At 62.4% G+C, this 20,972-nt stretch carries 14 protein-coding genes and 1 pseudogene; 12 read left to right on the forward strand and 3 right to left on the reverse strand.

Annotated elements, in window-relative coordinates:
* Position 1 precedes the first annotated feature (1 nt).
* The 3 genes from ACW4TB_RS01020 (at position 2) to ACW4TB_RS01030 (ending at position 4,228) form a co-directional block, all read left to right on the forward strand.
* Positions 2-2,452, forward strand: a complete 2,451-nt coding sequence (locus ACW4TB_RS01020; RefSeq protein WP_012312364.1) for a glycogen/starch/alpha-glucan phosphorylase — start codon at positions 2-4, stop codon at positions 2,450-2,452.
* A gap of 165 nt (positions 2,453-2,617) precedes the next feature.
* The gene (locus tag ACW4TB_RS01025; RefSeq protein ID WP_012312365.1) at positions 2,618-3,628 is read left to right on the forward strand and encodes a class 1 fructose-bisphosphatase; all 1,011 of its coding nucleotides are present in this window, start codon (positions 2,618-2,620) and stop codon (positions 3,626-3,628) included.
* 3 nt (positions 3,629-3,631) lie between these two features.
* Positions 3,632-4,228, forward strand: a complete 597-nt coding sequence (locus tag ACW4TB_RS01030) for a DUF924 family protein (protein ID WP_012312366.1) — start codon at positions 3,632-3,634, stop codon at positions 4,226-4,228.
* A gap of 35 nt (positions 4,229-4,263) precedes the next feature.
* On the opposite strand, the pseudogene ACW4TB_RS01035 reads toward ACW4TB_RS01030, so the two are convergent.
* Positions 4,264-6,030 (reverse strand): annotated as a pseudogene (locus ACW4TB_RS01035) (methyl-accepting chemotaxis protein); the annotation flags it as partial.
* 348 nt (positions 6,031-6,378) lie between these two features.
* On the opposite strand from ACW4TB_RS01035, the gene bamE reads away from it, so the two are divergent.
* Positions 6,379-6,633 (forward strand): outer membrane protein assembly factor BamE domain-containing protein, encoded by a 255-nt coding sequence (bamE, locus tag ACW4TB_RS01040; RefSeq protein ID WP_012312368.1) that lies wholly within the window; start codon positions 6,379-6,381, stop codon positions 6,631-6,633.
* The gene (locus ACW4TB_RS01045) at positions 6,630-7,202 is read left to right on the forward strand and encodes a lipocalin family protein (protein WP_254467034.1); all 573 of its coding nucleotides are present in this window, start codon (positions 6,630-6,632) and stop codon (positions 7,200-7,202) included. Before bamE ends, ACW4TB_RS01045 begins: the two co-directional genes overlap by 4 nt.
* 34 nt (positions 7,203-7,236) lie before the next feature.
* Here the strand turns inward: ACW4TB_RS01045 and ACW4TB_RS01050 are convergent, their stop codons facing one another.
* Entirely contained in the window at positions 7,237-8,601 is a 1,365-nt protein-coding gene (locus tag ACW4TB_RS01050; protein ID WP_279929209.1) for a formimidoylglutamate deiminase, read from the reverse strand.
* A gap of 143 nt (positions 8,602-8,744) precedes the next feature.
* On the opposite strand from ACW4TB_RS01050, the gene hutC reads away from it, so the two are divergent.
* The 7 genes from hutC (at position 8,745) to hutG (ending at position 17,061) form a co-directional block, all read left to right on the forward strand.
* Positions 8,745-9,455 carry a histidine utilization repressor gene (gene hutC, locus ACW4TB_RS01055; RefSeq protein ID WP_174141112.1) on the forward strand — a complete coding sequence of 237 codons (711 nt, stop codon included), beginning with the start codon at positions 8,745-8,747 and terminating at the stop codon, positions 9,453-9,455.
* Complete coding sequence (locus ACW4TB_RS01060) at positions 9,452-10,024, forward strand: HutD/Ves family protein (protein ID WP_279929207.1); 573 nt, start codon at positions 9,452-9,454, stop codon at positions 10,022-10,024. Before hutC ends, ACW4TB_RS01060 begins: the two co-directional genes overlap by 4 nt.
* A 257-nt stretch (positions 10,025-10,281) precedes the next feature.
* Positions 10,282-11,955, forward strand: coding sequence for a urocanate hydratase (gene hutU / locus ACW4TB_RS01065; RefSeq protein WP_254467037.1), 1,674 nt, complete (start codon positions 10,282-10,284; stop codon positions 11,953-11,955).
* A 69-nt stretch (positions 11,956-12,024) separates the two neighbouring features.
* The gene (gene hutH, locus ACW4TB_RS01070) at positions 12,025-13,557 is read left to right on the forward strand and encodes a histidine ammonia-lyase (RefSeq protein WP_279929203.1); all 1,533 of its coding nucleotides are present in this window, start codon (positions 12,025-12,027) and stop codon (positions 13,555-13,557) included.
* Between the two features lie 65 nt (positions 13,558-13,622).
* On the forward strand, positions 13,623-15,026 hold the full coding sequence (locus ACW4TB_RS01075) for an amino acid permease (RefSeq protein WP_012312375.1): 1,404 nt from the start codon (positions 13,623-13,625) through the stop codon (positions 15,024-15,026).
* 15 nt (positions 15,027-15,041) lie between these two features.
* Positions 15,042-16,247 carry an imidazolonepropionase gene (gene hutI / locus ACW4TB_RS01080; RefSeq protein ID WP_279929198.1) on the forward strand — a complete coding sequence of 402 codons (1,206 nt, stop codon included), beginning with the start codon at positions 15,042-15,044 and terminating at the stop codon, positions 16,245-16,247.
* Positions 16,231-17,061, forward strand: coding sequence for an N-formylglutamate deformylase (hutG, locus tag ACW4TB_RS01085; RefSeq protein ID WP_455842872.1), 831 nt, complete (start codon positions 16,231-16,233; stop codon positions 17,059-17,061). The genes hutI and hutG overlap by 17 nt, the downstream gene beginning before the upstream one ends.
* 54 nt (positions 17,062-17,115) lie before the next feature.
* Here hutG and ACW4TB_RS01090 read toward each other — a convergent pair whose 3' ends face one another.
* Positions 17,116-18,489 (reverse strand): NEL-type E3 ubiquitin ligase domain-containing protein, encoded by a 1,374-nt coding sequence (locus ACW4TB_RS01090; protein ID WP_420094564.1) that lies wholly within the window; start codon positions 18,487-18,489, stop codon positions 17,116-17,118.
* Positions 18,490-20,972: the final 2,483 nt, after the last annotated feature.

Consider the following 20,972-nt stretch of genomic DNA (forward strand, 5'->3'; position numbering starts at 1 on the left):
CATGTCCCAGGAACCCAAAGCACGTGACGCCGAGGTGGCCGACTTTCGCGCCGCTGTACTGGACAAGCTGACCTACGCGGTCGGCAAGGACCCGGAGCACGCCTTTGACCACGACTGGTTCGAGGCCATTGCCCTGGCTGCCCGTGATCACATGGTCGATCACTGGATGGATCACACCCGTCAGGCCTATCGACGCAGCCAGAAACGGGTCTATTACCTCTCTCTGGAATTTCTCATCGGGCGGCTGCTCTACGACAGCCTGAGCAACCTTGGCCTGCTGGACATCGCCCGTGATGCGCTGGAGGGGCTGGACGTGGACCTTGAGCGCATCCGGTTGCTGGAGCCGGACGCCGCATTGGGCAACGGTGGCCTGGGCCGCCTGGCTGCCTGTTTCATGGAGAGTATGTCGACGCTGGGCATCGCCGCCCACGGCTACGGCATCCGCTATGAGCACGGGCTGTTCCGCCAGGCCATGGTCGACGGATGGCAGCAGGAACAGACCGAAAACTGGCTGGATTTCGGCAACCCTTGGGAGTTCGAGCGCGCCGAGGTGATCTACCCGATCAGTTTCGGCGGCAGCGTCGAAACGGTGCAAGATACCCATGGTCAGCAACGTCAAGTGTGGTGGCCGGGCGAGACGGTACGGGCGGTCGCCTACGACACGCCGGTGGTCGGCTGGCGCGGCTCCAGTGTCAACACCTTGCGCCTGTGGCGCGCACGGGCGCTGGAAGAGCTGCACCTGGAACGCTTCAATGCCGGTGACCACCTTGGCGCGGTGGCCGAAGTGGCTCGCGCCGAGAGCATCTCGCGTGTGCTGTACCCGGCCGACAGCACAGAAGCGGGGCAGGAATTGCGCCTGCGCCAGGAATACTTCTTCGTATCGGCGTCGCTGCAGGACCTGCTGCGACGCCACCTGAACATGCACAAGGACTTGCTCAACCTGCCGGATGCTGCGGCCATCCAGCTCAACGACACGCACCCGTCGATTGCCGTGGCCGAATTGATGCGGCTGTTGGTCGACCAGCATGAAATCCCGTGGGAAAAAGCCTGGGAGCTGACCGTCGGCACCTTGGCCTACACAAACCACACCCTGCTGCCAGAGGCGCTGGAGACGTGGCCGGTGGCCTTGATGGAGCGCATGCTGCCGCGGCACATGCAGATCATCTACCTGATCAATGCCTACCATATCGATGCCCTGCGCGCGAAAGGCCTGCATGACTTCGACGTGCTGCGGGCGGTGTCGCTGATCGAGGAAGACAACGGCCGCCGGGTGCGCATGGGCAACCTTGCCTTCCTCGGCTCGCACAGCGTCAACGGTGTATCCGCGCTGCACAGCAGGCTGATGAAAAGCACGGTGTTCGCCGAGTTGCACAAGCTCTACCCCCAGCGAATCAACAACAAGACCAACGGCATTACCTTCCGCCGCTGGCTGTACCAGTCCAACCCGCAGTTGACGGCGATGCTGGTGGAGGCCCTGGGGCCAGAATTGCTTGACGACCCGCAAGGGCGCCTGGCCAATCTGGTGCCGTTCGCCGACAAGGGCGGCTTCCTCAAGCAGTTCGCCGCGCAGCGCCTGCACAGCAAGCGCGCGTTGGCCGGCATCATCCAGGACCGGGTGGGTGTCACGGTCAACCCTGAGGCGCTGTTCGATGTGCAGGTCAAGCGCATTCACGAGTACAAGCGCCAGCTGCTCAACCTGTTGCACACCGTGGCGTTGTACCAGGCCATCCGTAACGACCCGGGCACCAACTGGGTGCCGCGGGTGAAGATCTTTGCTGGCAAGGCCGCAGCCAGCTACCACCAGGCCAAGCTGATCATCAAGCTGGCCAATGACATCGCCCGGGTGGTCAACAACGACCCTACCGTGCGGGGCCTGCTCAAGGTGGTGTTCCTGCCCAACTACAACGTCAGCCTGGCCGAGAGCATCATCCCGGCGGCGGACCTGTCGGAACAGATTTCCACGGCCGGCTACGAAGCGTCGGGCACCAGCAACATGAAGTTCGGGCTCAATGGTGCACTCACCATTGGTACCCTCGATGGCGCCAACGTCGAGATGTGCGAACAGGTGGGTGCTGACAACATGTTCATTTTCGGCTTGACCGCGCAGCAGGTAGAGGCGCGCAAGCGTGACGGTGATTTTGGTGCCGTGGCCGCGATAGCCGCCTCCCACCGCTTGAATGATGTGCTACAGGCGATCCGCAGTGGCGTGTTCTCCCCCGATGATCCGTCGCGCTATGCCGGGCTGATCGACGGGCTGGTGGCTTACGACCGCTTCCTGGTCTGTGCCGACTTCGATGCCTACTGGGATGCCCAGCGGCGGGTGGAGGAGTTGTGGCATACGCCACAGGCGTGGTGGCGGATGGCGGTGCTCAACACCGCGCGGATGGGGTGGTTCTCTTCGGACCGGACCATTCGCGAGTATGCGACCGAGATCTGGAAGGTGCTGGATTGAGGCTTGGGGCCGCACAGCGGCCCCAACTGACCATCGGCCTGGCGAACGCTGAACTACCGACCTGTTGTGCCGTCTGACTGCCCAGGCGTGTCTCTTTACTCGCTAGCATTGAACTCTCCCTGTAAACTGCGGGGGTTTTTCTCCCCCATCCTTTCGGAGCCATACATGTCCCGCGTTACCTTGAGTCGCTATCTGATTGAGCAGACCCGCAGCAACAATACCCCTGCCGATCTGCGCTTCCTGATCGAAGTGGTGGCGCGTGCGTGCAAGGAAATCAGCCATCACGTGTCCAAGGGCGCCCTCGGCGGCGTGCTGGGCAGCATGGGCACTGAAAACGTGCAGGGCGAAGTGCAGAAGAAGCTCGACGTCATTTCCAACGATATCCTGCTTGAGGCCAACGAGTGGGGCGGCCACCTGGCCGGCATGGCGTCCGAGGAAATGGACAACGCCTACCAGATCCCGGGCCGATACCCCAAAGGTGCCTATCTGCTGGTCTTCGACCCGCTGGACGGCTCGTCCAACATCGACGTCAACGTTTCGGTCGGCACCATCTTCTCGGTACTGCGTTGCCCTAACGAATATCTGAGCCAGAACGAAACCCTGAACGAAAACGCTTTCCTGCAGCCAGGTACTGAGCAGGTCGCCGCCGGTTATGCCATTTATGGCCCGCAGACCATGCTGATCCTGACCCTGGGCAACGGCGTCAAGGGCTTCACCCTGGACCGTGAGCTGGGCAGCTTCGTCCTGACCCACGAAAACATCCAGGTCCCGGCAACCACCGCCGAGTTCGCCATCAACATGTCCAACCAGCGCCACTGGGAAGCCCCGGTTCAGCGCTACGTGGGCGAGCTGCTGGCCGGTGAAACCGGGCCGCTGAAAAAGAACTACAACATGCGCTGGATCGCCTCGATGGTGGCCGACGTGCATCGTATTCTGACCCGTGGCGGTCTGTTCATGTACCCGCGCGACGCCCGCGAGCCGAGCAAGCCGGGCAAGCTGCGCCTGATGTACGAAGCCAACCCGATGTCGTTCATCATCGAGCAGGCCGGCGGCGCCTCCACCAACGGTTACGAACGCATCCTCGACATCAAGCCAGAGAGCCTGCACCAGCGTGTATCGGTGATTCTCGGCTCGAAGGAAGAGGTCGAGCGCGTCACCGCCTATCACAAGGAGTAAATCATGCTCGCACCTTGGCAGCCGTTGCTGGAGTGGTGGTTCGGTTGGGGCACCAGTCCCCAGGCCGTGGCTGACGAGAAGAGCACGCTGTGGTTCGGCAAGCATCACGATGCCGAAGCCCAGGCGCTGTTTGGCGAGCTCGTCGAGCATGCCCTGGCGGGTGGGCTCGAGGAGTGGCAGCAAAGCCCTCAGGGCTGGCTCGGCCTGTTGATACTGCTGGACCAGCTGCCGCGCATGATCTACCGCGACACGCCGCGCGCTTTCGAGGGCGACCGGCGTGCCCAGGTGGTGGCCATGCAGGGGCTGCAGAAGGGCTGGGATTACCAGCTGCTGCCGATCCAGCGGGTATTCGTGCTGCTGGTGCTGGAGCATGCCGAGGTGCTGGACTGGCAGAACCTGTGTGTCGAGCGGTACCAGGTGCTGCTGGATGAGCAGCCCGAGGCCAACCGTCGGTTGTTCGAAGGGTTCCTCGACTATGCCGAGCAGCACCAGCGGGTGATTGCCCGGTTCGGGCGCTTCCCGCATCGCAATCTGTTGCTGGAGCGGCCGAGCACCAGTGAAGAGATGGACTTTTTGCTGGAGCCTGGCTCCAGGTTTTGAGTGATGCATGGGGCCGCAAAGCGGCCCCATTCGTTTCAGATCCTGAAACTCCCTACCAGATGCTTCAACCGCTCGACCTGGTGTTCAAGGTCGGTGCAGGCACGCAAGGTGCTCTGCAGGTTCTGCACTCCTTCCTGATTCAGCGTATTGATCTCGGTGATGTCGACATTGATCGACTCGACCACCGCTGTCTGCTCCTCGGTAGCGGTAGCCACTGACTGGTTCATGCCATCGATTTCGCCTATGCGCTGGGTCACACTGCCCAGGCGCTCTCCGGCCTGGTTGGCAATCCCGACGCTCTGGTCGCTGTGCTCACGGCTCTGGTTCATGGTGCTGACGGCCATCTGGGCACCGGCCTGCAACTCTTCGATCAGGCGCTGAACCTGCTGCGCCGACTCTTGGGTGCGGTGCGCCAGGTTGCGGACCTCGTCGGCGACCACGGCAAAACCACGGCCGGCTTCACCGGCACGGGCCGCCTCGATCGCGGCATTCAGAGCCAGTAGGTTGGTCTGTTGGGAAATGCCGCTGATCACATCGAGAATCTGCCCGATGTTGGCGGTGTGGGCATTGAGCGTTTCGATGTTGCCGCATGAATCGCTGATGCGCGCCGACAGCTGGTTCATCACGTCGATGGTGCGCCCAACCACTTGTTGACCGTCTTCGGCCAGGCCGCGTGCCTCGCTGGAATGTTGCGAAGCCAGCGCTGCGTTCTGGGCGATCTCCTGGGCTGCGGCACCCAGCTGGTTGATGGCCGCGGCCACGCTGTTGGTTCGGCTGGACTGCTGGTCGGCATTGTGGATCGAGGCATTCGAGGCGCTCACCACCTGCGTGGCCACCGCGTTGACCTGGCCAGTGGCCGAGGCCACTTCGCGTATCGACTCGTGAATACGCTCGACGAAACGGTTGAACGACTGGCCAAGGCTGCCGAACTCGTCCTGCGCGTGGATGGCCAAGCGCCGGGTCAGGTCACCTTCGCCTTCGGCAATGTCATGCATGGCGCGACCCATCAGGTGCAAGGGCTCCATCAACACGCGGATCAGCAGGCCGAGCAGGGCGATGATGACCAGTATCGCGATCAGCGTCGCGACGATGGCCGAGGTACGCAGCTCGCTGAGCATGGCGAAGGCGGCGTCCTGGTCGACCACGAGGGCCACGTACCAGTCCGCTGAAGGCACGCCGTCGACGTGGGTGAAACTGATGAACTGCTTGCGCCCATCCAGCTCGACTTCCTTGAGGCCGCTGCTGATGTGCGGTGTGTCGCCTGGGTAGACATCCGCCAAGGTTTTGAGTGCCAGGTCGGCCTTGGGGTGGATCAGGATCTTGCCTTCGCCGTTGACGATGAAGGCGTGGCCGTGGCCATCGAAGTCGAGCGTGTTGATCAGATTGCTGATGGTTTGCAGGTCGGTGTCCACGCCGCTGACGCCAATCAGCCGGCCCCCTTGCTGCACGGGGGTTGCCAGGGTGATGACCAGTTTGCCGGCAGAAGCCGAAATGTACGGTTCGGTGACGATGGTCTCGCTGCCTGCGCTGGCTGCCTTGTACCAGCCGCGGGCACGAGGATCATAGTCGGCGGCGCGGTTGCCGACCGGCACCGACTGCATGCTGCCGTCCTGGCCGCCGAAATAGGTGAGCTGGAAATTGCTGGCGTATACCGGCAGTGCCAGGCTTCTGTCGAGGCTGGCCTTGCCCGGCCCATCGGCGGCAATCTGCTGGGCCAGCGAGGCCAGCAACTGCTTGCGGCTGTCGAGCCAGGTGCGGATGTTGCCTGCGGTGAGGCGGCCGAGGTCCTGCAGGTTGGTCTGTGTATCGCTGCGCAGGGACTGGCGCTGGCGGTAGTCGTTGAACAGCACGAAACAGGTAAAGGCGACGGCCACCACCAGGGCGGCGGCCAGCAGGATCTTGTGGCTGAACTTGAGATTCTTGGTCATTTTTTGTGGTCTGCACAAGGCAAGGCGGAGGAGGGCTGCGATCACGCGTCACAGCGTGCCCGCTGTGTCGACTCGGCACGGCAAAACATTAATCGTTTGCGCAGCGCCTGCCGACCAATGGTGTAGAACGAAAAAGGCCTGTCAGGGAACCAGGGACCGTTTTTCCCGTCGAAGGTCCCTGCAGGCCTCTCGCCTGCACCCACCTTTCAGGAGTGTTCCTTCATGTCGTTGCGTTCCCTCGCCCTGTTGTCCCTGTGCGTCATCCTGACTGCGTGCAGCAAGATCAATCAGGAAAACTATTCCAAGCTCAAGGCCGGCATGAACAAGGCCGAGGTCGAGCAACTGCTCGGCACGCCCACCGAGTGCTCCGGCGCATTGGGCATGAGCAGCTGTACCTGGGGGGACGAGAAGAGCTTCATCAGCGTGCAGTACGCGGCCGATAAAGTACTGATGTATTCAGGGCAGGGCCTCAAATGACGCGTCTGCACCTGCTGCTGGGGTTGTGCCTGGTGATGCTGTTGGGTGGCTGCGCCACTTCGGCCAACGATCCGTTGGCACCCAAGACCGCCGGCAATGTCGACCTCAAGCGCTACCAGGGCAAATGGTACGAGCTGGCGCGTTTGCCGATGCCGTACCAGAGCGAGTGCGCCCAGTCCGAAGCGCATTACAACCTCAAGCCTGATGGTTCGTACGGGGTGCTGAACCGCTGCCGCACGATGGGTGACGAGTGGCTGCGCGCCGAGGGGCATGCCAACATCCAGCAGCCGGGGCATACCGACAGGTTGTGGGTTGAGTTCGATAACTGGTTCACCCGCCTGGTACCGGGCCTGACCAAGGGGGAGTACTGGATCCTTTACGTGGACGACCGCTACCGCACGGCGATTGTCGGCAGCCCTGACCGCAAGTACCTGTGGATACTGTCGCGTACGCCGACCCTGCCGGCATGGGAGCGCGAGAGCCTGCTGGCCAAGGCCCGGCAGCAGGGCTATGACACCAGCCGCTTGATCTGGCGCATGGCGGACAAGCAGATCGTGCAGATGCATTGAGCCCGTAGGGGGCCGCTTTGCGGCCCTCTGGTCGTCAGCCCAGCAGCTGTCGCAACACCTCGACATACGCCCGAGCGCTTTCCTCTTCTTGCCCGTGGCGCCCCTGGCGCACCACCCACTGCCCGTTGACCATCACATCGCGCACCTGGCGGTCGCTGCCGGCAAACAGCCAGCGGTTGAGAATTGCATCTTCGTCGGCCGTGGCGATATACGGGTCTTGCCCATCGAGCACCAGCCAGTCGGCACGTTTGCCCACGGCCAGCTCACCCACGGGTTGTCCCAATGCCTGAGCCCCACCCATCAGTGCTGCGTCATACAGGGTGCGGCCAACCATCGGCTGATCCTCGCGATAAAGCCGGTTGCGCCGCTGGTCACGAAGGCGCTGGCCATATTCGAGCCACCGCAGCTCTTCGACCACGCTCAGTGATACATGGCTGTCAGAGCCGATACCCATCCGGCCACCCTGGCTCAGGTAGTCCACTGCCGGGAAAATTCCGTCACCCAGGTTGGCTTCGGTGGTCAGGCACAATCCGGCCACGGCGCCACTGCGGGCCATGGCCGCCACTTCGTCAGCCTGCGCGTGGGTGGCATGCACCAGGCACCAGCGGGCATCGACCTGCACATGCTCATACAGCCACTGCAACGGGCGCAGGCCGCTCCAGGCCAGGCAGTCGTCGACTTCCTTCTGTTGCTCAGCGATATGAATATGGATCGGACATTGCTGATTGCCCGCTGCCAATACCTGGGCAATCTGCGCCGGTGTAACCGCCCGCAGCGAGTGGAAGCACAAGCCCAGCTGCTGCGCGGGTTGTGCAGCGATTGTCGCAGCGAGTTGCGCGTGCAATTGCAGGTACTGCTCGGTGGAATTGATGAAGCGCCGCTGCCCCTCGCTGGGTGGCTGGCCACCGAAGCCGGCATGGCTGTACAGCACCGGCAGCAGGGTCAGGCCGATACCGCTGCTGGCCGCCGCAGCGCTGATGCGGCGGGACAGCTCGGCTGGGTCGGCATAGGCCTTGCCCGCCTGATCATGGTGCACATAGTGGAACTCGGCCACCGAGGTGTAACCGGCCTTGAGCATCTCGATGTACAGCTGACGGGCGATGACCTGCAGTTGTTCCGGGGTGACCTTGCCGACCAGGCGATACATCAGTTCGCGCCAGGTCCAGAAACTGTCGTTGGGGTTGCCCGCTACTTCTGCCAGGCCGGCCATTGCGCGTTGGAAGGCATGCGAGTGCAGGTTGGGCATGCCGGGTAGCACCGGCCCGGCCAGCCGTTCGGCGCCGTTGGCCGAAGCGCCGGACTCGATATGGGTCATTGTGCCATCGCTGGCGACCTCGATTCGGACATCGCTGGCCCAACCATCGGGCAGCAGGGCGCATTCGGCGAAGTAGGCGGACATCTGTGAAATCCTGTCATGGTTTGCTTGTATATACATATACAGTTGTTTGCCTGCCGGGTAAACTGCGGCAAGCTACCGCTCATTCAATCGCACAAGGATCCAACGCCGTGCCGACACCTCCTGTCTCCGCGCTGGTTGCCCAGATGGGCGAGGGCCCGGCGCCGCTGTACGCGCGGGTCAAGCAGATGATCATCCAGCAGATCGACAACGGCAGCTGGCCGCCCCATCACCGGGTCCCTTCGGAGAGCGAACTGGTCAGCCAGCTGGGGTTCAGCCGCATGACCATCAACCGCGCCCTGCGTGAGCTCACTGCCGAAGGCCTGCTGGTACGCATGCAGGGGGTAGGGACGTTCGTAGCCGAACCCAAGAGCCGCTCGGCGTTGTTCGAAGTCAACAACATCGCCGACGAGATCGCTGCGCGTGGTCACCAGCATAGTTGCCAGGTGATCACCCTTGCCGAAGAAGCGGCCGGCTCCGAGCGCGCTCTGGCACTGGACATGCGCGAAGGCCAGCGGGTGTTCCATTCGCTGATCGTGCATTACGAAAACGGTATCCCGGTCCAAATCGAGGACCGCTACGTCAACGCGGCGATCGCGCCCGATTACCTCAAGCAGGATTTCACTCGACAGACGCCTTACGCCTACTTGTCCCAGGTTGCACCGTTGACCGAGGGTGAGCACGTGGTCGAGGCGATCCTGGCTGAGCCGCACGAGTGCCAGCTGCTGCAAATCGAACGGGGCGAGCCTTGCCTGCTGATTCGCCGCCGTACCTGGTCTGGTCGCCAGCCAGTGACGGCTGCGCGGTTGATCCACCCCGGTTCCCGTCATCGCCTGGAAGGACGTTTCAGCAAATGAACCCGTTGCAGTTGTTGCGTGCACAGGACTACCCGCGCATGCCATGGAAGAACGGGGGTGGCTTCACCGAGGAAATCACCCGCGACAGTGGCGAGGGCCTGGAGGGGTTCGGCTGGCGGCTGTCGATTGCGGATATCGAAGCGTCTGGTGGTTTCTCGGTGTTTACCGGCTACCAGCGGATCATCACCGTCTTGCAGGGTGATGGCATGCGCCTGCTGGTTGACGGGCAGGCCAGCCGGCCGCTGCTACCGTTCGACGCCTTCGCTTTCGCTGGCCAGAGCCAGGTCAGCTGCAAGCTGCTGGGTGGGACGATCCGTGATTTCAACCTGATCTACTCGCCGCAGCGCTACCGGGCGCGCTTGCAATGGTTCGATGGCACCAGCCGGCTGTTCAGTTCGGCGCCGACTGTGCTGCTGTTTTCGGGTAGTAACCAGGTTGAGGTGCAGTTGGCCGGGCATGATTTGGAGCGGCTGGGGTTGTATGACTGCCTGCGGCTTGAGGGGAACGAAGCGCTGCTGGAATTGCAGGTTCAGGGGCGGTTCTGCCTGATCGAGCTGATTCCAACCTGAGCTGGCCGAGGCTGCTGAGCAGCGCTTTCGCGACACAAGGCCGCTCCTACCGGAAACCGCGCCCGTCTGGGCAAACGCGATCTGTGTAGGAGCGGCCTTGTGTCGCGAAAGGGTCGCGCAGCGGCCCCGGTTTCCTCCAGGCTGTTCAGAAGCGGTCCCAATAATTTGGTTGTCCATGCTTGTACATACAAGTAAAGGTGTGTTTGTATATCCAACACGACACACCTGCCCGCGGACGACCGCAGAGGACCCTTCCCGTGACCGACAACAATAAATACCGTGACGTTGAAATCCGTGCCCCACGTGGCAACAAGCTGACCGCCAAAAGCTGGCTGACCGAAGCGCCACTGCGCATGCTGATGAACAACCTCGACCCGCAGGTCGCGGAAAACCCCAAGGAACTGGTGGTTTACGGTGGCATCGGTCGCGCCGCCCGCAACTGGGCCTGCTACGACAAGATCGTCGAGACTCTGACCCGCCTGGAAGATGACGAAACCCTGCTGGTGCAGTCTGGCAAACCGGTCGGGGTATTCAAAACCCACAGCAACGCTCCACGCGTTCTGATCGCCAACTCCAACCTGGTGCCGCACTGGGCCAACTGGGAACACTTCAACGAACTGGACGCCAAGGGCCTGGCCATGTACGGCCAGATGACCGCCGGCAGCTGGATCTACATCGGCAGCCAGGGCATCGTCCAAGGCACCTATGAAACCTTCGTCGAGGCCGGCCGCCAGCACTACGGTGGCAGCCTCAAAGGCAAGTGGGTACTGACTGCAGGCCTTGGCGGCATGGGCGGCGCCCAGCCCCTGGCCGCGACCTTGGCCGGCGCCTGCTCGCTGAACATCGAATGCCAGCAGAGCCGTATCGATTTCCGCCTCGAAACCCGCTACGTCGACGAGCAGGCCAAAGACCTCGACGACGCCCTGGCACGCATCGCCAAGTACACCGCCGAAGGCAAGGCCATCTCCATTGCCCTGCACGGCAACGCCGCTGAAGTCCTGCCGGAGCTGGTCAAGCGTGGCGTGCGCCCGGACATGGTCACCGACCAGACCAGCGCCCACGACCCGCTCAACGGCTACCTGCCGGCCGGCTGGACCTGGGAGCAGTACCGTGACCGCGCGCAGACCGAGCCGGCTGCCGTGGTCAAGGCCGCCAAGCAGTCCATGGCCGTGCACGTACAAGCCATGCTCGACTTCCAGAAACAGGGCATTCCGACTTTCGACTACGGCAACAACATTCGCCAGATGGCCAAGGAAGAAGGCGTGGCCAACGCTTTCGATTTCCCGGGCTTCGTGCCGGCTTATATCCGCCCGCTGTTCTGCCGCGGCGTGGGGCCGTTCCGCTGGGCTGCGCTGTCCGGCGAAGCCGAGGATATCTACAAGACCGATGCCAAGGTCAAGGAACTGATCCCCGACGACGCCCACCTGCACCGGTGGCTGGACATGGCTCGCGAGCGCATCAGCTTCCAGGGCTTGCCTGCGCGCATCTGCTGGGTTGGCCTGGGCCTTCGCGCCAAGCTGGGCCTGGCCTTCAACGAAATGGTACGCAGCGGCGAGCTGTCGGCGCCAATAGTCATCGGCCGTGACCACCTGGACTCAGGCTCCGTATCGAGCCCCAACCGTGAAACCGAATCGATGCGTGACGGTTCTGACGCTGTCTCCGACTGGCCGTTGCTCAACGCCTTGCTCAACACTGCCAGCGGCGCTACCTGGGTTTCGCTGCATCACGGTGGGGGGGTAGGCATGGGCTTCTCGCAGCACTCGGGCATGGTCATCGTCTGCGATGGTACCGATGAAGCCGCCGCACGCATCGCCCGCGTGCTGACCAACGACCCGGGCACCGGTGTCATGCGCCACGCCGACGCCGGCTACGACATCGCCGTGGACTGCGCCAAGGAACAAGGCCTCGACCTGCCAATGATCACAGGCTGATCGCTGCACTTTGACCAATACTGAACAACAAGAAGGGGCCTGCGGGCCCCGGCAGAATGGAGTAGCGAAGTGACCGAACTGACCCTCAAGCCTGGCACCCTGACCCTGGCCCAGCTGCGCGCAATCCACGCCGCACCCGTGCGCCTGCGCCTGGACGCCAGCGCCGATCAGCCGATCAACGACAGCGTTGCCTGCGTCGAACAGATCCTTGCCGAAGACCGCACCGCCTACGGTATCAACACCGGCTTCGGCCTGCTGGCTTCAACCCGTATTGCTAGCCATGACCTGGAAAACCTGCAGCGCTCGCTGGTGCTGTCCCACGCCGCCGGTATCGGAGCACCGCTGGACGACGACCTGGTGCGGCTGATCATGGTGCTCAAGATCAACAGCCTCAGCCGAGGTTTCTCCGGCATCCGGCGCAAGGTGATCGATGCGCTGATCGCCCTGGTCAACGCTGAGGTCTATCCGCATATACCGCTCAAAGGCTCGGTCGGCGCCTCCGGCGACCTGGCACCGCTGGCGCACATGTCGCTGGTGCTGCTCGGTGAAGGCAAGGCACGTTACAAGGGCCAGTGGCTCTCGGCTACTGAGGCCTTGGCCGTCGCTGGCCTGGAGCCGCTGACCCTGGCCGCCAAAGAGGGCCTGGCCCTGCTCAATGGCACCCAGGCGTCTTCGGCCTACGCCTTGCGCGGTCTGTTCTACGCCGAAGACCTTTACGCCGCCGCCATTACCTGCGGTGGCCTGACTGTCGAAGCAGCACTGGGCTCGCGTTCGCCGTTCGATGCACGGGTGCATGCCGTGCGCGGGCAGCGGGGCCAGATCGATACTGCGGCCTGTTTCCGTGACCTGCTGGGTGACTCCAGCGAAATCTCGCAATCGCACAAGAACTGCGACAAGGTTCAGGACCCGTACTCGCTGCGCTGCCAGCCGCAGGTCATGGGTGCCTGCCTGACTCAGTTGCGCCAGGCCGCCGAGGTCCTCGGTATCGAGGCTAACGCGGTGTCGGACAACCCGTTGGTGTTCGCTGCCGAGGGCGATGTGATCTCGGGTGGCAACTTCCACGCAGAGCCTGTAGCCATGGCCGCTGACAATCTGGCCCTGGCCATCGCCGAAATCGGCTCGCTGAGCGAGCGCCGAATTTCACTGATGATGGACAAACACATGTCCCAGCTGCCGCCGTTCCTGGTGGAAAACGGTGGGGTCAACTCCGGCTTCATGATCGCCCAGGTCACGGCTGCAGCCTTGGCCAGCGAGAACAAGGCCCTGTCGCACCCCCACAGCGTCGACAGCCTGCCTACCTCGGCCAACCAGGAAGACCACGTGTCGATGGCCCCGGCTGCAGGCAAGCGTTTGTGGGAAATGGCGGAGAACACCCGCGGCGTGCTGGCCATCGAATGGTTGGGCGCCTGCCAGGGGTTGGACCTGCGCAAGGGGCTGAAGACCTCGGTCAAACTGGAGCAGGCGCGCCAGGCGCTGCGCAGCGAGGTGCCGCACTACGACCGTGACCGCTTCTTTGCGCCGGATATCGAAAAGGCCGTCGAGCTTTTGGCCAAGGGCAGCCTGACCGGCCTGCTGCCGGCTGGGGTTCTGCCGAGCCTGTGATGCCCTTGGGGCCGCCATGCGGCCCATTCGATCTCACGACCACAAAAACAAGATCAGGACGTGACATGCAACAAGCTCAAGGTCTCAAGCGTGGGCTATCGGCCCGACATATCCGTTTCATGGCGCTCGGTTCCGCAATCGGTACCGGGCTTTTCTATGGTTCCGCCTCTGCCATCCAGATGGCCGGGCCGGCCGTACTGCTGGCCTACCTGATTGGCGGCGCAGCCGTGTTCATGGTCATGCGCGCCCTCGGCGAGATGGCTGTGCACAACCCCGTCGCCGGCTCCTTCGGCCATTACGCCACGACCTACCTCGGCCCAATGGCCGGTTTTATCCTTGGCTGGACTTACGCATTCGAGATGGTCATCGTCGCCATCGCCGACGTCACGGCCTTTGGCATCTACATGGGTTTCTGGTTTCCTGAAGTGGCCCGCTGGATCTGGGTGCTAGGCATCGTCTTCCTGATAGGCGGCCTGAACCTGTGCAACGTCAAGGTGTTCGGCGAGATGGAGTTCTGGCTGTCGCTGCTCAAGGTCGGTGCCATCGTCGCGATGATCCTCGCCGGCCTCGGTATCATGGCCTTCGGCTTCAGCCAGGTTGGCACCGGGCATGCGGTTGGTTTGAGCAACCTGGTCGAGCACGGCGGCTTCATGCCCAATGGCGTCGGCGGCTTGATCGCCTCCTTCGCGGTGGTCATGTTCGCCTTCGGCGGCATCGAAATCATCGGCGTCACTGCCGGTGAGGCCAAGGACCCGCAACGGGTCATCCCCAAGGCCATCAATGCCGTGCCGTTGCGTATCCTGCTGTTCTACGTACTGACCCTGTTCGTGCTGATGTGCCTTTACCCGTGGCCGCAGATCGGCAGCGAAGGTAGCCCGTTCGTGCAGATATTCAGCAACCTGGGGATCGGGTCGGCGGCGGCAGTGCTCAACGTCGTGGTGATTTCCGCTGCGGTTTCTGCCATCAACAGTGACATCTTCGGTGCTGGCCGCATGATGTACGGCCTCGCCCAGCAAGGCCATGCGCCGCGCGCCTTCAGCCAGCTGTCCAGGCACGGAGTGCCGTGGATGACGGTAGTGGTGATGGGGGCTGCGCTGTTGATTGGCGTGGTGCTCAACTACCTGATCCCCGAGAACGTGTTTCTGCTGATCGCCTCCATCGCCACGTTTGCCACCGTGTGGGTGTGGTTGATGATCCTGGTTACCCAGGTTGCCATGCGCCGCAGCATGAGCCGCGAGGAAGCGGCCCGGCTCAAGTTCCCGGTACCGTTCTGGCCCTACGGCCCGGCCATGGCCATTGCGTTCATGGTGTTCATCTTTGGCGTGCTCGGTTACTTCCCCGATACACAGGCAGCGTTGCTTGTCGGCGTGATCTGGGTGGTGTTTCTGGTTGCGTCCTACCTGTTGTGGTGCAAACCGCGGGCAGGGCAGGGCGAGGTGGCCCAGGCAGCGGCCGAGCTGCATCGCTAGTTCAGGAGATTGCATATGAGAACCCTCTGGCAGCACTGCCATGTGGCAACCATGGTGGACGGCCGTTACTCGATCATCGAGGACGCAGCGATCGTTACCAGCGGCGGCGTGATCGAGTGGCTCGGCCCACGTAGCGAAATGCGGCCGGTCGAGGCGCAACGTACGGTTGACCTGGGCAATGCCTGGGTCACCCCCGGGCTGATCGACTGCCACACCCACGCCGTGTTCGGTGGCAACCGCAGTGGCGAGTTCGAGCAGCGCCTGCAGGGTGTGAGTTATGCCGAAATCGCTGCGCAAGGCGGGGGCATCGCCAGTACCGTGCGGGCCACCCGCGCGGCCAGCGAGGATGAGCTGTTCGCCAGTGCCCGCCAGCGGGTACAGGCGCTGATGCGCGATGGTGTAACCACAATCGAAATCAAGTCCGGCTACGGCCTGGACCTGGCCAACGAGCGCAAGATGCTGCGTGTGGCCCGGCGCCTGGCCGATGAATTGCCCCTTGCCGTGCGCGCCACTTGCCTGGCTGCCCATGCACTGCCGCCGGAATACGCCGGTCGCGCCGACGACTACATTGCGCACATCTGCAACCAGATGCTGCCCGCGCTGGCCGCCGAGGGGCTGGTGGACGCCGTGGACGCCTTCTGCGAGCACCTGGCGTTTTCCCCGGCGCAGGTCGAGCAGGTGTTCGTCAGGGCGCGTGAGCTGGGCCTTCCGGTCAAGCTGCACGCCGAGCAGCTCTCATCGCTGCACGGCTCCAGCCTGGCCGCGCGCTACCAGGCGCTGTCGGCCGACCACCTGGAATTCATGACCGAGGAAGATGCAATGGCGATGGGCGAGGCCGGCACTGTCGCGGTGCTGCTGCCGGGTGCGTTCTACTTCCTGCGCGAAACCCAACTGCCTCCAATGGACGCCTTGCGCCGCCACGGCGTGAGGATTGCTCTTGCCAGCGACCTCAACCCCGGCACATCACCAGGTCTGTCGCTGCGGCTGATGCTGAACATGGGGTGCACGCTGTTTCGCATGACGCCGGAAGAAGCCCTGGCTGGAGTTACCATCCATGCCGCCACGGCACTGGGCATGGGCGACACCCATGGTTCGCTGGAAGTCGGCAAGGTGGCGGACTTTGTCGCTTGGCAGATCGAGCGCCCCGCCGACCTGGCCTACTGGCTGGGCGGCGACCTGCCCAAGCGCGTGGTGCGCAAAGGCCATGAAATATCCCACTGAGCGAGGCGAGATGGACAAGGTACTGAGTTTCCACCAGGGCCGTTTGCCCCTGCTGATCAGCATGCCCCACGCGGGGCTCAAGTTGACCCCTGCCGTGCGCGACGGTTTGGTCGACCAAGCGCGAAGCCTGCCCGACACCGACTGGCATATCCCGCGCCTGTACGATTTCGCCCGTGAGCTGGGGGCCAGTGTGGTGGCGGCAGAGTATTCGCGCTTCGTCATCGACCTCAACCGTCCGGATGACGACAAGCCGTTGTATGCAGGAGCTACCACGGGCCTGTATCCGTCGGTGTTGTTCGAAGGGCAGCCGCTGTTCAAGGAAGGCTGCGAGCCTTCTGCCGATGAGCGTAAGGTTTATCTCGAGCGAATCTGGCGGCCGTATCACCAGCTTATCGAGCACGAGCTGGCACGCTTGCGCAGCGAGTTCGGCTATGCACTCCTATGGGATGCCCACTCGATCCGCTCCTTCATTCCCCACTTGTTCGAAGGCAGGTTGCCAGACTTCAATCTGGGCACCTTCAATGGTGCCAGTTGTGCTCCGGCACTGGTCGAACGGTTGCAAAGCGCATGTGCACAAGCGCAAGGCTATAGCCATGTGCTCAATGGCCGCTTCAAGGGGGGGCACATCACCCGGCATTATGGCGACCCTGGCGGACATGTCCATGCCGTGCAACTAGAGCTGGCGCAAAGTACCTACATGGAAGAGAGCATACCGTTCGAATATCGCGAAGATTTGGCGCAATCGACGCAAGTCGTCCTGCACCAGCTTTTGACGGCCATGTTGGCGTGGGGGCGGGAGCACTATGCACAGTGACTGGCGAAGGCCTGGCCGGTTGGGAAGGCCTTCGCAGTTCGTTTCAGGGTGTGATCATTCGTGCCGACCCTGCATACGGGTCAGTTCCTGAAGCAGCTCCAGCTCTTGGTGGTCTTTGTCGTTTTGCAGGTTCTGCTGCAATACCAGCTCCTCCGTCAGCGGCAGGTCGAGCGCAGCCAGTTCGAGCACGTGCTCGCCAAAGCGTTGTTCTATCTCGGCAAACTGGCCGGGGTATTCAGCGCGCAATCGGCGTGTCCAGTCATCGTTCGCCAGCATGTACTGGATGAACGCATCACTGTTTTCCTTTTCCCGGATGCGTTCCAGAACACTGGAAATTTCACCCGGCGCCAGCATGGCCGCGCCGCGAAAACGCATACTGTCGGCAATCGGCAGGTCCAGCTCGCGGGCCAGCTCCCGGCGGTAAGCCAGGCGTACCGAGACCCGGTCACCCTGACCTGTCCGGCTGTTGGCCAGCAGTTCCAGCTGACCGATCCGGTACAGTTGAAGCAGGCGCCGATAAAAGGCCGGCAAGGAGTCGCCCGCGTCAGTGAGGATGCGGTTCGACATCAGGTAAAGCTCGATATTGTTGAACTCCTGAAGCGCGCCATCGTGGCAGGTCTGCGAGCCGGTGACCGGGTCGGGCAGGGCTGCCGCGGCGATGCTGCTCATGGTTGGCAGCTCATGCTCATGGGTTGCCGCAATCACCAGCATCATGCGCACGCGCTCGCAGAATGCGGCTTGCGAGGTAGGGTCGAGGTAGGGCGCCGCATTGCGCAAGCGGCCAGCGAGGGCCAACAGGTTATGACCACTTTCGAGCGTCTGCAGCCTTTGCCAGCAGTCTCGCAGGGCTTCGTTCTGCGCTTCGTTGCCAAGCGCCCAATCCTCCAGTCTTGGTGAGTCGTCGCCGGCGTAGGGCACTGGGAAGTGAGGATGATCGAGTAGTGAACCCTCATCAGAAGATTCGGGCAGGACAAGGTTGTCGGGGATGTCGAGGGCGAAGGAGAGGCTGTGCTGGCTGTCGGAAAACGTGCGCACCCGTTGGATCGTATCTTCTGACAGAGGGTTGTCGAACATCGAGATCGAGGAGATCGGCATCGGGTTGTGGATGTTTTCCAGAATATGGTTGGGCAGCTCCGAGATATGGTTGGAGCTCAAATCCAGCAACTCCAATGGCAGCAGGGCATCGCACCAGGCTGGCCAGGCGTGCAGGTTCATGTTGGTCAGGCTCAGTGATGTCAGGTTCGATGAGAGGTTTGCTGGTATCTGGGTAATGGCACCGATCTGGTTACCCGACAGATCCAGCGACGAAAGTTGCGGTAAACGCCCGAAGGCTTCGATCATGGCCTGGTCGATTTCCAGGCCCATGTTTCGAAATTCCAGATGCGCGAGCCGCTGCAACCGTACCAAGGCCGATGGCAGCGATGGCATTGGCGCTACGTGCGCTTCGAGGGTTAGCCGGGAGATATTGGGGAAGCGCCCCAGCAATTCGTTGAGCTGAGCGGTTGAGCCGCTGACGCGTGTCAGCGTCAAGGCGGTCACGCGTTCGCCGAAGAAGCTCGGCAGCCGCCGCGGGAAGTGCTCCAGTGCCACATCTTCAAGTTGCAGCCGAAGGTATTGCAAACCCTGCTCCTGCCTGGACCAGAACTCGGTGATCGCCACTTCGATGCGTTGCCTGTCCTCAAGCACCGCTTGGGTCAGAGGGGCATTGGAGCTTGAGGCTTGCGCCCAGCCTTCGATCGCCTCGCGCAGTTGCTGCCGCTCATTCTGGATTCGCTCAAGTCGTTGGGTCAGTTCAGGGGGATGATCCACATTGACCTGAACATTCATCCGGCTCTCGCTCAGTAGCAGGCGCTGCAGATGGCTTTCGTTGATGTCGTTGCCCTCCAGCGAAAGACTCGATGGACGTTGGATAGCTTCTGCTTCGGTAAACAGGAACGAGGGGAGCGACCGGAGGTTGTTGTTACGCAGCGAAAGGTGAGCAATTCGCTCCAGGGCGTCGCTGCCCAGCCCGATAGGCCACTGATGCAGTTGCATGGTGTTCAGGCCGAGGTAGTCCAGAGAAAGTTCATGGAAACTGGGGCTGTCGCGCTGGGCGAAGCGATTACCACTCAGGTCCAGATACCTGAGCTGAGGCATCTGGGCCAGTTGGCTCAAGTCATTGGAGGTGAGTGCGACGTTCTGGTTGATGAAGCTCAGCGCTCGCAGCCCAGGCAAATGCTCGGTGATCGTAGGGATGCTGAAAATGAAAGAGGACGGTGTAGCGGTGGGGTCGTAGGCCCGGCTGATCTCCAGAGATTCGAGTTGCGGTACCTGCCTGAGCAGACGTTGCAGCAAGCGTTCGTTCTGCGCCCAACCGGCGAGGGTGCCTGATGGCAGGTCGTAAAGCCGCAACCTGCGAATATTTGAGGTGAAGAACCCCGGCAGGGTCATGGGGATATCGGCCAGAGGCACGTGCTCCAGGCTCAACTCACTGGTGTGGCTGTCACCCTCGATCAATGCCGTGTCGTACCAGTGCTGCATGATGGCTTGCCGCAGGGCGTTGTATCGCTGCGCTGCCCGATCGGACTCTGGCGAAATGCCCTCGTTCCAGTCGTCCAGCCGGCTTTGCATCTCCATGCGTTGATCCACCAGTTGCTGCAGCCGTCCAAACACTTGCTGCGGGTTGCGGCCATTGCGGGCGATGATCATCAGAATCTGATCCGCCGACCTGGGTGTATGTTCGGTGAGCCCTGTTGCGTTGACGGCATCGAGCAAGATATGGCGGCTGATACCTGGTGCCGCCGGCAGACCGCCGCTCAACGGATACCCAATGCGCCCGTCAGCGAGCCGCATGGGGGAGCGGTAACCCGGCCGCACAGGTTGCATGCCCAGCACCTGCCTGAGTGAGGCACGTGGCAACAGTGGGCCTTCCTGCAACTGCAGACGCAATTCAGCCCCGTTTACAATGCCCATTCGGGTCATCGCCTGGGGCAGCGCTGAATATATAGCCGTACACAGATCGCCATGTACGGTGACCGGGTTTTGCGCCCCTGTCTCGGCATGGACGATATACCCTGCTTCAGCGCTGGTAATTACCCTGACATACCGCGCATCCGTTGGCCCCACGTTTTCACGATGAGCAGGCCAGAAACGGTGCTGGCGAAGCTCGAGCCTGGTCTCACCTGGCCAGCCAGGCAGCAGTTCGAGTGAGTGCATGATCAGCCGATCAGTGTCGCCGTTACGAACGCTGCTCAGGAATAGCCCTTCGTAGGCCCTGGCGAGGCGTACCTGCTGTTGGAAGATGCGTATTTCTTCAGTCAGGCGCACAGGTAGCTTGCCGGCGCTCAGTGCCGCAAGTTCGTCGCTGGCGGCGTTGCGCAACAACTCTTCGGTGATTGCTGCAGGCAAGTTCGGATAGACCCGCTGAATGACTGCCGCGCCGGTAGCCTGGCTCGCTGGCAGGTGCGCGTAGGCACGTTCGAGCTCAGCGGGCCATTGGTGCCTGTCAGGCAACCGACGGACGGCCTGGTCCAGCCTGAAGCGGGCCAGAGTGTCCTCAAGCAGGCCAGGCAGCCTCAGGTTCTCTGTCAGGGCATGGCGCAGAACGTCTTCATGTACGTCGCAGACACGCAGTATCTGCAAGGCTGTTTCTTCTGAGAATTGCCGGCTCGCAAGGCCCATGCGTTGCACCAGGGTCGTTCTTGACCATTGCAGAGGGTGCTCCAGCGGCAACAGCCAGGCGCCGGCGCCGTTATGGCGAAGCGCTGGCTCATGTGCCACAGGCCTGGACGGGTGCACGAGACGGTACTCGTCAGTTGCCGCGGCTGGCCTGACGATGTACTGGTTCCCCTGCAAGACAAGCCAGCGCTTGCCTTGATAGTGAAGCAGGCCATGTTCATCGGGTTCCAGGTTTGCGGGCAGCATCTGGGGAC

Source organism: Lelliottia jeotgali (assembly GCF_977070485.1).

Excerpts from the sequence above, each read along its gene's own strand:
- ACW4TB_RS01020 (WP_012312364.1), top strand. The coding sequence starts at position 2 with ATGTCCCAGGAACCCAAAGCACGTGACGCCGAGGTGGCCGACTTTCGC.
- ACW4TB_RS01025 (WP_012312365.1), top strand. The coding sequence starts at position 2,618 with ATGTCCCGCGTTACCTTGAGTCGCTATCTGATTGAGCAGACCCGCAGC.
- ACW4TB_RS01030 (WP_012312366.1), top strand. The coding sequence starts at position 3,632 with ATGCTCGCACCTTGGCAGCCGTTGCTGGAGTGGTGGTTCGGTTGGGGC.
- bamE (WP_012312368.1), top strand. The coding sequence starts at position 6,379 with ATGTCGTTGCGTTCCCTCGCCCTGTTGTCCCTGTGCGTCATCCTGACT.
- ACW4TB_RS01045 (WP_254467034.1), top strand. The coding sequence starts at position 6,630 with ATGACGCGTCTGCACCTGCTGCTGGGGTTGTGCCTGGTGATGCTGTTG.
- ACW4TB_RS01050 (WP_279929209.1), bottom strand. The coding sequence starts at position 8,601 with ATGTCCGCCTACTTCGCCGAATGCGCCCTGCTGCCCGATGGTTGGGCC.
- hutC (WP_174141112.1), top strand. The coding sequence starts at position 8,745 with ATGGGCGAGGGCCCGGCGCCGCTGTACGCGCGGGTCAAGCAGATGATC.
- ACW4TB_RS01060 (WP_279929207.1), top strand. The coding sequence starts at position 9,452 with ATGAACCCGTTGCAGTTGTTGCGTGCACAGGACTACCCGCGCATGCCA.
- ACW4TB_RS01075 (WP_012312375.1), top strand. The coding sequence starts at position 13,623 with ATGCAACAAGCTCAAGGTCTCAAGCGTGGGCTATCGGCCCGACATATC.
- hutI (WP_279929198.1), top strand. The coding sequence starts at position 15,042 with ATGAGAACCCTCTGGCAGCACTGCCATGTGGCAACCATGGTGGACGGC.
- hutG (WP_455842872.1), top strand. The coding sequence starts at position 16,231 with ATGAAATATCCCACTGAGCGAGGCGAGATGGACAAGGTACTGAGTTTC.
- ACW4TB_RS01090 (WP_420094564.1), bottom strand. The coding sequence starts at position 18,489 with ATGCCATCGCTGCCATCGGCCTTGGTACGGTTGCAGCGGCTCGCGCAT.